Source organism: Halobacteriovorax sp. (assembly GCF_041587335.1).
Classification (GTDB): domain Bacteria; phylum Bdellovibrionota; class Bacteriovoracia; order Bacteriovoracales; family Bacteriovoracaceae; genus Halobacteriovorax.
Genome location: NZ_JBFGYP010000022.1, coordinates 21,525 through 35,846, shown reverse-complemented (window position 1 = coordinate 35,846; position 14,322 = coordinate 21,525). Strand labels below are relative to the sequence as shown.

Annotated in this window: 11 protein-coding genes; 6 read left to right on the top strand and 5 right to left on the bottom strand. The window is 33.3% G+C overall.

Annotation, left to right across the window (positions count from 1 at the left end):
* The 5 genes from ABX784_RS05465 to dnaA all read right to left on the bottom strand — a co-directional run.
* On the bottom strand, positions 1-818 hold an 818-nt coding region (locus ABX784_RS05465; RefSeq protein WP_372653590.1), incomplete at its 3' end, for a DNA gyrase subunit A.
* Between the two features lie 9 nt (positions 819-827).
* Positions 828-3,281 (bottom strand): DNA topoisomerase (ATP-hydrolyzing) subunit B, encoded by a 2,454-nt coding sequence (gene gyrB, locus ABX784_RS05460; RefSeq protein ID WP_372653587.1) that lies wholly within the window; start codon positions 3,279-3,281, stop codon positions 828-830.
* Positions 3,282-3,313: 32 nt separating this feature from the next.
* A complete protein-coding gene (locus ABX784_RS05455) occupies positions 3,314-4,426 on the bottom strand; it encodes a DNA replication/repair protein RecF (protein ID WP_372653585.1) in 1,113 nt (370 codons plus the stop codon).
* Positions 4,426-5,541 carry a DNA polymerase III subunit beta gene (dnaN, locus tag ABX784_RS05450; protein ID WP_372653583.1) on the bottom strand — a complete coding sequence of 372 codons (1,116 nt, stop codon included), beginning with the start codon at positions 5,539-5,541 and terminating at the stop codon, positions 4,426-4,428. The genes ABX784_RS05455 and dnaN overlap by 1 nt, the downstream gene beginning before the upstream one ends.
* 710 nt (positions 5,542-6,251) lie before the next feature.
* Complete coding sequence (dnaA, locus tag ABX784_RS05445; protein WP_372653580.1) at positions 6,252-7,832, bottom strand: chromosomal replication initiator protein DnaA; 1,581 nt, start codon at positions 7,830-7,832, stop codon at positions 6,252-6,254.
* A 231-nt stretch (positions 7,833-8,063) separates the two neighbouring features.
* Between dnaA and rpmH the strand changes: the two genes are divergently transcribed.
* From rpmH to ABX784_RS05415, 6 genes are all read left to right on the top strand, one after another.
* Positions 8,064-8,216, top strand: a complete 153-nt coding sequence (gene rpmH / locus ABX784_RS05440) for a 50S ribosomal protein L34 (RefSeq protein ID WP_290736350.1) — start codon at positions 8,064-8,066, stop codon at positions 8,214-8,216.
* A 6-nt stretch (positions 8,217-8,222) separates the two neighbouring features.
* Positions 8,223-8,588, top strand: a complete 366-nt coding sequence (rnpA, locus tag ABX784_RS05435) for a ribonuclease P protein component (protein WP_372653577.1) — start codon at positions 8,223-8,225, stop codon at positions 8,586-8,588.
* Between the two features lie 77 nt (positions 8,589-8,665).
* Positions 8,666-10,138 (top strand): membrane protein insertase YidC, encoded by a 1,473-nt coding sequence (yidC, locus tag ABX784_RS05430; RefSeq protein ID WP_372653575.1) that lies wholly within the window; start codon positions 8,666-8,668, stop codon positions 10,136-10,138.
* Positions 10,139-10,140: 2 nt separating this feature from the next.
* The gene (locus ABX784_RS05425) at positions 10,141-11,661 is read left to right on the top strand and encodes a tRNA modification GTPase (protein ID WP_372653573.1); all 1,521 of its coding nucleotides are present in this window, start codon (positions 10,141-10,143) and stop codon (positions 11,659-11,661) included.
* 145 nt (positions 11,662-11,806) lie between these two features.
* On the top strand, positions 11,807-13,654 hold the full coding sequence (gene mnmG / locus ABX784_RS05420; protein WP_372653571.1) for a tRNA uridine-5-carboxymethylaminomethyl(34) synthesis enzyme MnmG: 1,848 nt from the start codon (positions 11,807-11,809) through the stop codon (positions 13,652-13,654).
* Positions 13,651-14,292 carry a 16S rRNA (guanine(527)-N(7))-methyltransferase RsmG gene (locus ABX784_RS05415; RefSeq protein ID WP_372653566.1) on the top strand — a complete coding sequence of 214 codons (642 nt, stop codon included), beginning with the start codon at positions 13,651-13,653 and terminating at the stop codon, positions 14,290-14,292. The genes mnmG and ABX784_RS05415 overlap by 4 nt, the downstream gene beginning before the upstream one ends.
* Positions 14,293-14,322: the final 30 nt, after the last annotated feature.

The following is a 14,322-nucleotide window of genomic DNA, read 5'->3' as shown; positions in this document are numbered from 1 at the left end:
GTAATAACAATTCTTTCTCTTTCTTGTTTACCGTGAACTTCAATATCTACTTTTGCTCTAACTTGAATAATTCCACGACCTGTATGATATGCAGACTTTATTCCTTCAGTTCCATGAATAGAGCCGTATGTAGGAAAGTCTGGACCAGGAATGTGTGCCATTAATTCATTAATAGTCATTTCTCTATTATCAATTAATTCTGATAGAGCACTCATAACTTCTGTTAAATTATGAGGAGGAATATTTGTGGCCATACCAACAGCAATACCTGAAGATCCATTTACTAATAGAGTAGGGATCTTTGTTGGTAATACTTTTGGTTCTTTTAATGAATCGTCATAGTTTGGTTGCCAATCTACAGTATCTTTATCTAAATCTTTCAGCATTTCTTCTGAAAGTTTCTTCATTCTAATCTCTGTATATCTCATCGCGGCAGCTGCATCACCATCAACAGAACCAAAGTTCCCTTGACCATCAACTAAGACATATCTCATTGAGAAATCTTGGGCCATACGTACAAGAGTGTTGTAAACAGCAGAGTCACCATGTGGGTGATACTTACCAATTACATCACCAACAACACGGGCAGACTTCATATATGGTTTGTTATGGTAGTTATTTAGGGCATACATTGCATACAATGCTCTTCTATGAACCGGCTTTAATCCATCTCTTACATCTGGAAGTGCACGACCAATTATTACCGACATTGCGTAGTCAAGATAACAACTCTTCATCTCATCTTGGATTGCTATAGGTGCAATATTTCCGTGATTTATTCCGTCACCATTACCTGGTGTATTATTTTCATCTGACATACTAATTCCTTATACGTCTAAGTTTCTAACGTTCAATGCATTCTCTTCAACAAATTGTCTTCTTGGCTCAACATTATCACCCATAAGAACAGAGAATACTTGGTCAGCTTCAATAGTGTCTTCAATACGAACCTGTAGAAGAGTTCTATTATCTGGATTCATTGTTGTTTCCCAAAGTTGCTCTGGGTTCATTTCTCCCAGTCCCTTATAACGTTGTATATAGGCACCTTGCTTTCCATCAACAATAATATGCTCAGCAAATTCATTTAAAGAATCAAACTCTTTAATTCCTGTTTTATCTTTTTCAATTGAGAATTTTGAACCTACGAATGATCTCATACCATCAAAACCATTTACTAAATCCGCATAGTCAGGAGATTCAATAAAGTAAGTATTCAGCTTAAATTTCTTTGTTCTACCTGTTGTACGAACATTGATATTAATCTGATTTGATTTATGAGCTAAATCTTCTGAGATTGAAAATGTATAAGTCTTAAGCGTATTAACTTCTTGTTCTTTAAAGTACGTAGTTAATTTATCTAGCTCAGCTTGTAGCGCTACCTTATCTTTTAAAACTTCAGAAGTTATATTTGATCTTTCAATTAATTGTCTTAAAAGTAGAGAATCAAAGTGAACATCGTAACTTTGTATTGTTTTCATATAATTTCTATACTTATTAACAAGTACTTTTGCTTCATCAGCAGAAATCTTCTCACCTTTGGCAATTATCTCAGAATCTTTCAATGCATTTGTTGTTAAGAAGGCCTCTAATTCTTTTTCATCTTTAAGATACTTTTCTGACTTTCCTTTCTTGAATTTAAAAAGTGGTGGTTGTGCAATATAAACATAACCATTTTCTATTAGCTCAGGAAATTGTCTATAGAGTAGAGTAAGAATTAATGTTCTAATGTGTGAACCATCGACGTCGGCATCGGTCATAATAACAATTTTATGATACCTAAGTTTTTTAACATCAAATTGTTCTTTACCAACTCCCGTACCCATAGCTTGAACAATCATTTTAATTTCATTGTTAGCAAGCATTTTATCGTAACGAGCTTTTTCAACATTTAGAATCTTACCCTTAAGAGGTAAAACTGCTTGAGTTTTTCTATCTCTACCTTGCTTAGCAGATCCACCGGCCGAGTCACCCTCAACAATGTAGATTTCTGAACGTGCAGGATCTTTCTCTTGGCAGTCTGCCATTTTGCCAGGAAGACCTGATACAACGAGAGCAGACTTTCTTCTTGTAAGTTCTCTTGCTTTTCTAGCGGCTTCTCTAGCTGCTGCAGCATCTACAGATTTCTTAATAATTGTTTTTGCTAAACTAGGGTTTTCCTCTAAGTATTGCTTTAATTGCTCACCAACTAATGAGTTAACAATTCCTTCAACTTCAGAGTTACCTAACTTATCTTTTGTCTGACCTTCAAATTGTAACTCTGGTAATTTAATCGAGATAATGGCAGTCATACCTTCTCTCATATCATCACCAGTTAAGTTCGACTTAAGTCCTTTTAATAAATTGTTTTCTTTTGCATAAGCATTTAGAACTCTTGTTATCGCAGTTTTAAAACCTGAGATATGTGTACCACCACCAGGAGTACAAATTGCATTTGCATATCCTGATAAAACTTCAGAGTAAGAGTCTGTCCATTGCATAGCAACTTCTACTTCGTAATCTTCTCTGGCCTGTGAAAATGCTATTACTTTTTTATGAACAGGTGATTTAGCTCTGTTTAAATAAGTTATGAATTCTGCAATACCACCTTCATAACAAAAAAGATCTTTCTTATCAGTTCTTTCATCTTTTAAAGAAATACTTAAACCTTTATTTAAAAAGGCCATTTCTCTAAATCTATTTGCTAGGGTATCGTAATTATATTCATGAACTTCAAAAATTTCATTATCCGGCTTGAATGTAATAGATGTTCCAGTTTGTTTCGGATCATCTAAATCGCCAATAATCTCTAGTGGAGAAACAGCTTCACCTCTTTCAAACTTAAGAAGATGTAATTTTCCATGCTTCTTAATTTCCATCTTTACCCATTTAGATAGGGCGTTAACTACTGCAGCACCAACTCCGTGTAGACCACCAGAAACTTTATATGCTCCACCATCTTCATTGAACTTCCCACCAGCGTGTAGTTTTGTATATACAAGCTCTGCAGCTGAACATCCCTCAGTAGGGTGCATATCCGTAGGAATACCTCTTCCGTTATCTACAACAGTTACAGAATTATCAACATGGATAATAACTCTAATTTCTGTACAGTATCCTGCAAGTGCTTCATCAACAGCGTTATCAACAATCTCATAAACGCAATGATGTAAACCTCTATTAGAAGTGTCACCAATGTACATACCAGGTCGCTTTCTTACGGCTTCTAAACCTTCTAGAACTTTAATTTGGTCAGCATCATACTTTTCGCCAACCTTAGAAATTGATGTGTTTTCAGTTTCCAAAGATACTCCTATAAATCCATTTAATATCTAATTCATCTTAAATTAGGCATGTTCGCGATTGAACCTGCTTGGACATAAATTTTATTAGCACCATGAATGGTTTCTAATTCTTCTTTAAATTTTTCATTCGCTGTCGTTATTAAAACTTGAAACGAACTCCTCTCTAAATACTCTATTAACTTCTGCCACCGATTTCTATCTAGCTCACCAGAGACGTCATCAATTAGTACCATAGGGAAGGAGTTAAAGTTATACCTAAACAGCTCGATATAGGCAAATAAGAGGCTCAAATAGCTCATTTTTTGTTGTCCTAGAGAACAATATTCAAAAGAATTTAAACCATCGAAAAGAAGCACATAGTCATCCTTGTGAACACAGTAAGTTGTGTGACCTACAATTTCATCTTTCGGAAGTCTTTCTTGCAACATGTTAAATATGTCGTTTTCACTAAGACCTATTACTCTTGAATCTAGAGATATTTTTAATAAATGCTCTTCACTAAATATTTCTTTAAAAGTTTGAGTGCAATAATCTTCAATTCTATTTAAAAAATTAATCCTAGTTCCAGTTAAAATATAACTATATCTAGCTAACTCAATATCAATGGCATTAATTTGTTCTCTGTACATTGCTGGTTTTTTACTAAGCAATGAGTTTCTAAATCTTAGAGATGAATTATACCTGGACAGACATTTCTTATAATTATTATCTAATTGCGAAATATGCTGATCCATCCATTGTCTTCGAAAACTTGATGTATTGTGAAATGCATATGAATCAAATGGATTTATAAAAACTATTTTAAGATCAATCTTTTTTTTCATTGGCTGGCCATCCACATACCATTGTGTTGAGGATGAATCCATTTTTGCGGATATGCTCATTCTATTTTCTTGATCATCTAAAAATACTGAGGAAAATATTATTTCAGGTTGTTCACAGTCGATACCTAAGAATTGTGGAAAACCGGTGTTTTTACGAAAAGATTTTCTTGTACTGAGAACATGAAGGGCTTCTAGGATATTTGTTTTGCCATTTCCATTTTCACCTAGAATACAATTTATACCACTATTGAATTCTATTATATCTGGCTGCAAGTTTCTAAAGTTTGTAACTTGCAGCTTAGAAATTTTAAAACTTTGCATTAAAGTTTCAGAGGCATAATAATTCCTAAATAATTAGGAAGTGAATTTGATTTAATTATTATTGGACTTAATTCATTATTCAACTCAAGAGATATTTCTCCTTCGTCAAAAGAATGTAAAGTATCAATTAAGTACTTTGCATTGAATCCAATCTCCATTTCTTTTCCGTTGTAATCTACAGGCATTGTCTCCATTGCATCACCAAGTGATGGATGGTTAGCTGTTAAAGTCATTGTTTGATCTGCTAACTTTAATCTTACACCGTTTGATTTTTCATTAGACATGATTTTAATTCTTCTGATGGCATCAAAGAAAGAGTTTCTATCAGTAGTCATTGTGTATGTAGTCTTATTTGGAATTACTGCTTGGTATTTAGGATACTCTCTAGCAATCAATCTTACTGATAAGAAATATTCATTTTTTGCATTAACGTATAAAAATGTATCGTCAACTGATAATTCTATTTCTGTATCTGGGTAAGTTTCAGAAATCTTTTTAATTTCAAAGATTCCTTTTCTTGGAATAATAATTCCATTTATTAATGTTTCGTTATTACTTTCTGAAAGATCTGTTTCTAGTAAAGAAAGTCTATGTCCATCAGTTGCAACTGCTCTCAATTTAGAATCAATTTCTTGTAGGTAAATTCCATTCAAGTATAATCTTGTTTCGTCGTTAAGTACTGCGTATGACGTCTTGTTGATTATATTTGCTAGTTGTTCACTTGATAGTTTGAACTTATTCACTTCTTGGTTAAAAACTAACTGTGGAAAGTCATCTGCTTTATAAATTAAAAGTGAGTAGTGTATATCTCCACAATTTAATTTTAATGTATTTGAAGAATCGTCTAGTGAAAGTTCTATTTCTGTTCCAGGTAATTCTTTTAAAATATCAAATATATTTTTAGCATTTACACAAAACCTTCCAGGGTTTTCCACTTCAGCGTTAATAACTACTTTTGAAGAAACTTCTAAGTCAGTTGCTGAAATATTTAATTGAGCATTTGAAGTTTCAATTAACGTGTAAGTTAATATTGGTCTAGAGTTTCTCTTGTCTACAACCGATAGAACTTTATTCAAAGCTGATTTTAAATCTTCTGTGTGAAGTTTGATTTTCATATTTTATGTTTCCCTTAATTTCGTGTAGAAATATTTATCCTTATCAGATTACTAAATCAATGTACTTTTTCAAATTCTTTTGAATTCCTTTTCCTTTATATATTTATATTTAATTTATATATATTATATATACAGTGTGGATAAGTTTATAACTTCAGAAAAATCAATATTAAAGGATAGTTGAGTGTCTTTCTAATTATGAGTTAATATGTATAACTTTGTGGATTGAGATTAGCTGTTTCGTATATTATTTTTTTACTCATAAAAATAATTTTTTATACAGAACTATTCACGGCCTTATTCACAACACTTAGCGTAGTTAATTATGCTATTTGTTATTTCTCTTTTTCTTACTCTATTTTTCCACATTTTATTCACTTGTTAATAACTTTTTTACTCACTTGGTATATCTTGTTAATAAAAGTTATCCACTATTGTTTATAAGACATATTTTATTACTTAACTTATTGTTATTATTGTCATTAATTACTCACGGCCTTTGTGGACAAGTTGTGAATTTATGTTTTGGGCCGTGAGTTATGGATAAAGTTTGGAGTTATTCATAGCGAGGCCGTGGATAACATTTTTTGAATATTCATTTACTCACTAAAAATTATGAATAAATGGATAGTCATTTGTTCATAAGTTAATAAGTGAGTACAGGCCCTCTGAGTTGAGGGCCGATATTTTATAATTTAATGTGTTTTTATTTATAAGGTATTTTCTATTGTGATAATATCTCTAGAAAGTGAGATATCATTTATCATTTTTTCTTTAATAGTTCTTTCTGCGTGGACTACTGAGCTGTGATCTCTTCCGCCGTAGAAGCGACCAATCTCTTCTTGTGTAGCATTTACTATCTTTCTTGATAGATACATCGCTACAAATCTTGCATTTACTATATCTTTTGTTCTTGCCTTAGACTTAAGATCTGGAACAGGTATCTTAAAATGTTGAGAAGCTGCTTTAGCTACTATATCTAATGTTATCTTTCTCTCTACATCACTTGAGCTTAGTCCCAGAATGTCTTTAACCATCTCTGTGTCTACTTCTACATTCATTACGTCAGCATAGGCGCATAGTTTTACTAGTGACCCTTCTAACTCTCTAATGTTTGTTTTTATTGAATTTGCAATTAGAGTAAGGATGTCATCTTGTAGATATAGATCAAGTTCGTAAGCCTTTCTTTTTAGTATTGCGATTCTTGTTTCAAAATCAGGCTTCTGAATATCGATTACAAGTCCCCATTGAAGCCTTGTTTTTATTCTTTCTTCGATACCATCTATTTCTTCTGGGGATTTGTCAGAAGTGAATATTAACTGCTTACCGTTTGTGTAAAGACCGTTAAACACATGAAATAACTCATCCTGTGTTCCTTTCTTACCTTTTAGTTCATGGATATCATCTATCATTAGAACATCAATTTTCTTAGTAAACTTCTCTTGGAATGCGTCTACAGTCTTCGTCTTTACTGATTCAATATACTCTTTCATAAAATCTCTCGCAGTAGTTAGATAAACTACATATTGAGGGAAGTTATCTTTAATACCATTAGCAACAGCGTAGAGAAGGTGTGTTTTTCCAAGTCCAGAATTTGAATGTATATAAAGAGAAGGATATTTACCTTGATCACCGGGAGTTCTTGATATTGCCACTGCAGTAGCATGAGCAAGATTATTTGATGGACCTACAATAAAGTTGTCAAAAGTCTTAGTCGGGTCAATATTCATTCCTGGATCACTCATGTGTTGAATGTATTGACTCTCAATTTTAGAAAGTTTGTCATTAGTAGTAGGGGATAGGTCTAATGTAAATGTAGCTTCTCCCGCAGATTTTGGCTTTTCAGTTATTTGGTTTTCTTGAATATTATTTTTTGAATCATTTTGATTCTCAATATTAATTATGATTTCGTATTCTTTTCCAAGAACTTCTTTGATTGTTGACTTCACTTCATTGGCGCAATGCTTTAAAATCATTGTCTTTATAAGCTGGTTACTTACATTAAAAACAATTGAGTCCATTGTTATGTTTGTAAGTTTAAAAACACCTGTGAAGTATGCATTGTATTTCTGGGGGCTTAAGCTATTTTCTAATGCTTCTAGAAAAGAAGATTCTATAGTTTCAAATTCTTCAGCAGAAAAAATTTCTTCAACGCTATTAATAGATTGCTCTTTTATTTCATCTTTTAGGAATTTAAGTTCCTTTAAGCTTCTGTTTTCATTGAAAACATCATTTGTGTTTTGGTTATTGTTGGACTTTAGGAAATGCTCGAATGGGAACTCTTGGCTCATCTGTTTCTATCTCCGCTATGTGTAGTTTCAGTCTCTGCTTGTGTGGGTGCAAATTTTTAGCATGGCCAATTGGGATTTCCAAACAAATCTTGAGATTTTTTTCGCAGGGCCAAAAAATATGAAAAGAATGGTAAAATTTTGCAAAGGGCCATTGACCTTTTTAAAACCCATGTGTAAATGTTATCCTTCGTAAATTAAAGTTAAATGTTAATACATAGATAAGGTGGAGCGATGAGCAAGAGAACTTGGCAACCGAAAAGAAAGAAAAGATTAAGAGTTCACGGATTTCTTAAGAGAATGTCTACAGCTGGCGGAAAGAATATAATTAACGCTAGAAGAGCTAAAGGTAGAAAGCAACTTACTGTTACTACTGGTTCTAAATAATATTCTATGGTCGATAATAGCTACGATAAATCATATCGTCTCTTATCGACCCAGGATTTTTCCTATCTAAGGAAGAACTCTAAAAGATTCAAATCAAAATGGTTAATGGCTTATTACAAGCCATCGCGCATCCTTGTATCAAGTTCACATTCAAGAATTGGTTTTTCTATCACGAAGAAGGTTGGAAATGCCGTTATTCGCAATAGATATAAGAGAATTATGAGGGATATGTTTAGGCAATCTAGCTTAAAGGAAAAGGGGCTCGATATTCTAGTTATTGTCTCTCCCTATGTTACAAAAAATAATAAAACAGTTGAAGATCAAGAAAAGTGCTTAAGAGAATCTTTTAATCATTTACTTAATACATTATAGAATCAAAACTTTCCTAGCTATTACCATTGTGGTATTTATCAAAACAAAAATTTTCATTCCTAATTGGAGTTTATTAAATGAGCAATGATCAAAAACGTATGTTTTTAGCAGTGGTTCTTTCAGGACTAGTGCTATTTGGTTGGCAGACTTATTTTGCACCTGTGCAAAAGCCAATCGTAGAAAATGCAGCGACTAAGCAAATTAACGCTAAAACTGCACAACAAAATTCTAACACTCAAGTATCGCAAACAGTTACTAATACTGTTGATAAAGAGGTTCCAACTTCTGTTGAGTTTGAAAGCTTTACTCTTGCAAATAACGATCACTCTGTTGTTATTAACTCAGACTTATCTATACAAGATTTTGAAAACCCTGGTGCAGCGTTTGATTTCTTCGCTACTACTGGTGTTAAAAAACCATTCGCAATTGAGATAAGTAAGGGAGCAAGATTTGCTCCTCATAATTTTTCTTTTAAGCAAATAGATAGCTCTCATATTGCAGGAACTAATTCTGATCTAGGAATAAATGTAGAATTTATTATGGATGAGATGGGTAAGGTTTCTTATAAGTTTGATTCTCAAGAGGCCTTCGATTTTAGAGTTATTTTTAGCTCAACAAAGAGAGAGGAAGAGAACAGACAAATTAGACAGTTCAGCTACTATACTCAAGATCTTGATCACATGACTGTTGGTGATGTTGATGAAGAAGACGGGAAAATGAGATGGATTGCTATCGATTTCAATTTCCATATATTTGCAATGACTTTCAAAGAGCCATTAGCAGCTAGGCTTAACACTACTGAGTCAGGACAGTTTAGATCATCATTTGTTAATTCAGTTCAAAATGTAGAAGGTTCGATAGTATTTTCTAAGAAGAACTATGATCTACTTGCGAAGCTTGGTGATAAGTTAGATCTTTCTATTGATTTTGGTTTCTTTGGAATTATATCAGTACCTATTCTTAGAGGACTTCAGTTCGTACACGACTATTTTCCTAACTATGGTATAGCAATTATAATTCTAACTCTTTTGATTAGAACAATTATGTTTCCTCTTCAGTACAAGTCTTTCAAGTCTATGAAGAAGATGCAAAAAATTCAGCCTCAATTAACTAAGTTAAAAGAAAAATTTAAAGATGATCCACAAAGAATGCAGAAAGAAACAATGGAAGCATTCAAGAAAGCTGGTGCTAACCCTTTAGGTGGTTGTCTTCCGTTAATAGCACAAATGCCTATTTTCTTCGCATTTTATCAAGTTCTTTATAACGCTGAAGAGTTCGTAGGATCACCATTCTTTGGTTGGATTCACGACCTTTCTATTAAAGATCCATACTATGTACTACCTGTGCTTATGGCGCTTGCTATGGCCCTTCAGACGCGTCTGAACCCATCTCCAACAGCGGATCCGACACAGAAAAAAGTTATGATGATAATGCCTCTTGTATTTGGTTTCATTATGAAGGATTTACCAGCAGGTCTTAACCTCTATATCTTCACTTCCACTATTTATGGTGTAGGTCAGCAACTTTTAGTTTACAGACTTACTGATTAATTATGATTCATTTATACGATGATAGGCCTATTATTGCATGCAGTACTGGTTTACAGACTAATAGTGCTATAGGCCTTATTCGTATTTCTGGATTTGATCACATTACTCAATTTCAAAAATTCTTTAAAATAAATCTTCATAAAATTAAAGTTAGATATAGTCATTTTAGTGCCCTCATTGATGGAGAAAGTGTTTTAGATGAAGTTGTATTAACTTACTTTGAAGGCCCTAATAGTTATAATGGTGAGAATACTCTTGAATTAGGTGTGCATGGTAATCAAATTAATATACAGAGAATTATTTCTTTATTTATTGATAGTGGATTAGTTCGTGCAGCTAAAGAGGGTGAGTTCTCTTATAGAGCACTAAAGAATAAGAAACTAACACTTTCACAGGTTGAAGGCTTAGACTTACTTTTAAATGCAAGTTCATCTTTTATGTTAGATCAGGGTCTGCAGGTCCTATCTGGTGACTTACATAAGCAATACCTTGGTCTTCATGCTTCATTTTTGAAGTTAAAGTCTTCAGTTGAAATTAGCATTGATTTTTCTGAAGATGTAGGTGAGGAGCAATGTGAGGTTCTCTTAGCTGAAGCACTTAAGGAATTTAAGTCAAAAGTCTCTACTTTATGGAGAAGGGTGCAGTCAAATAAGAGTGACTTAGTTAACCCTTCTATCTCTCTTGTTGGTCAAACTAATGCAGGTAAGTCATCACTTTTTAATTTACTTCTTTCTAATGATCGCTCAATTGTTTCAGATCAGGCCGGAACTACACGAGATTACGTTTCAGAGTATTTAACAATTAAGGGAAATACATTCAGACTTGTTGATACTGCAGGTATTAGAGAGACTGATGATCAAATTGAACAAATTGGAATTCAAAGGGCTATTGATATCTCATCAACTTCCTTCTTTAAAATACTGGTTGTTAATCCTCTTCAAACAAATATTGAAGATTATAAAACACTTGAGGGTGAGAAGTTTGATTTAGTTATAATTTCTCACTTAGACCAATTGAAGAATTTTAATACGTCTGCATTCTTATCAAACTTACCAAGTGCAGATGTAGCAATTATTGCTGATCTATCGATGAACACTACTACTTTTACTATTGTAGATAGTGGTTCTATAGGACCAAACTCAATAAACGGTCCTATGGGGGCAAGTGAACCAGAAAGTATTGGTTCTATAGGACCAGAGTATAGTGGTCCTATGGGGGCAGAATCTACGAAAAAAAGTGGTCCTATAGAACCACTAGAAGATACTATCCAATTACTTGTTTTGAAGAAATTTAATTCTCTCTGTAGTGATAATCCGTTATTAGTTTCTAGACACCGGGAGTGTGTAAATAATATATATTTATCGTTATCGGAATTTAAGTCACTTACGGAAAATATAAACGATATTGCCATTATCTCATCAGAATTAAACATACTTGAAGCTAAAGTATCGGAATTATTAGGTATAATTTCTCCTGATGATGTTTTAAATAATATCTTTTCCAATTTCTGCATCGGAAAATAGGGTTTTTTTACAATATTTTCAATTATTTATGGACTTTTATCTCTAAAGTGTTTAAATCTCTCTACAAATTTTTTAATTGTTCCATGTGGAACATTTCTTATTTTTAAATCTAAAAAGTTCCACGTGGAACAAGTTAGAGGTTTTAATGCAAGAATATGATATTGCAATAGTGGGCGGTGGACACGCAGGAGTTGAAGCCGCATGGATTTCTTCCCAGTTTGATCTAAAAGTTTTGATTCTCTCGATGCCTGGAGTTGGCCTTGCTTCTGCTCCCTGTAACCCAGCGATTGGTGGAGTAGGAAAAGGGCAAGTTGTTAGAGAGATAGATGCTCTTGGTGGACTAATGAGTAGGATAGCAGATAGTTCTGCAATTCAATACAGAATATTAAATGAATCAAAGGGCTATGCAGTTCAGTCTACAAGGGTACAGGTCGATAAAGATTTATATACAAAACATGCAGAAGATTTTATTGAAAATGTAGATAATATAAATGTTGTTAAGGAAAAAGTCGTATCAATAGAAGAGTCAGGTAAAGGCTTTCTGATAGAAACAACCTCATCTAAATTCTCTACATCAAAATGTATAGTTACAACAGGAACATTCTTAAATGGAAAGCTTCATACAGGTGAAGTGTCAACTGTTGGTGGACGAGTAGATTGTGAAATGTCTCCAGGTATGAAAGAGATATTTTCTAAGGTTTCAACACTTGAGACAAGGTTTAAAACAGGAACACCAGCCAGAGTTAACAAAGATACACTAGATTATTCTAAGTTTGTTGAGCAAAAGAGTGACCCAAAGACTAAGAACTTTTCTTCATTAAATAATCCATATGAAAGATTCGTTGAGCAGGTCTCTTGCTATATAGCTCATACTAATGAAGATACATTAAATATTATTAGAACAAATAAAGAACGATCTCCTATATATAACGGTCAAATCAAAGGTGTTGGACCTAGATACTGTCCGAGCATAGAAGATAAAGCATTTCGTTATCCAGATAGACATTCACATCATGTCTTTGTTGAACCAGAAGGACTTAAAGCCAATACTATTTATCCAAATGGTGTCTCAACAAGCTTACCAAAAGAAGTTCAACTTGAGTTTTTAAGAACTATAGAAGGTTTTAGCGAGTGTGAAATAGAGGTTTATGGTTATGCAGTAGAGTATGATGTTGTAGATACTTCAAAGTTAAGCGATTGCTTAGAATATATTGATTTGCCAGGTCTTTATTTTGCTGGACAAGTAAACGGAACTTCTGGTTATGAAGAAGCTGCTGGACAAGGTTTGATTGCTGGTGCAAATGCTGCTCTTTCTCTTCTCAATAGAGATAAGCTAGTATTGGATAGAGCAGATTCCTATATAGGCGTAATGGTAGAGGATCTAATTTCTAATAAAAGGGATGAGCCTTATAGATTATTTACAGCTAGGTCTGAGAATAGATTATACGTAAGAGAAGATAATTCTATAAATAGAATGGCCAAGTATAGAAACTCTCTTGGTTTAAATACTGAAGTAGATACATATCAACAAGCATTCTTAGATGAGTACGATATATTATGGAATCTTGTTAAGAAAACTAGTATTTATGCTACTCCTGATAACAAAGCATACTTCAAGGAAGTTAAATATGGTGAGCTTTCAAAGAATATAACTCTGGAAGAGCTTATTAAAAGAAGCCAAGTTGATCCTGTAGAAACGCTTGAAAGAGAATTAAAAAATAGAGGAGTGATCTTTACTCCTGAAGTTGTATACGCTTGTGCCATTTCAATTAAATATGAAGGGTATATCAATAGATCAACAATAGAGAATGAGAGAATTTATAGACTTGGTAAGAAGCAGATCAATTGGAAGTCTATCGTTAGTGGAAATATATCTAATGAGTGTAGACAGAGGATAGAAGAAGTTAAACCAACAACATTCTCACAACTACAGAGAATAGATGGCATTAGGCCAGCAACTTTAGCTTACGTAGCAGGAAACATTATTCAATGAAAGAATTTGCAAAAAAATATCATGACTTACTAACAGGTGAATACAAAGGGATTAACCTTACTAGAATTACAACATTTGAAGAATTCTACCAAAAGCAGATTGTCGATTCAGTTCTTCCCCTCGAAGTAAGTAAGGTCTTTAAGAAATCGATAGAGAGTACAAAGGTAGTAGTAGATATTGGTTTTGGTGGAGGGTTTCCTATACTTCCGTTGGCCTATCTTTATCCAGATAAAAAATTTGTGGGCTTTGAAGCTAGAGCTAAGAAGGCAAAGGTTGTGCAAGAGATTGCTCAGAAACTTGGACTCAAGAATGTTAAATGTTATCACCATAGAGTCGAAACAATTAATATAGACATACCAGTTGTTATTACATTTAAAGCAGTAGGAACAATTGAAAAATTCCTCCCATTAATTAAGTATAGAGAACAAACGACGGTTTATTTTTATAAGGGTCCATCATTCTATGAGCTTGAAGAATTAGAGCCAGTAGAAAAGAAATGGAAGGTCGTCGAGGAGTTGTTCTACGACCTTGAAGGAACAGATGGTAGAACACTTATTGGATTAAAAAATAAAACTGTTCCACGTGGAACATTAAAAAAAGAGATTAAAAATCTTGTCAATCTATCGCAACTAATCTAAATTTTTAAAACACACAAACTATCCTAGGGG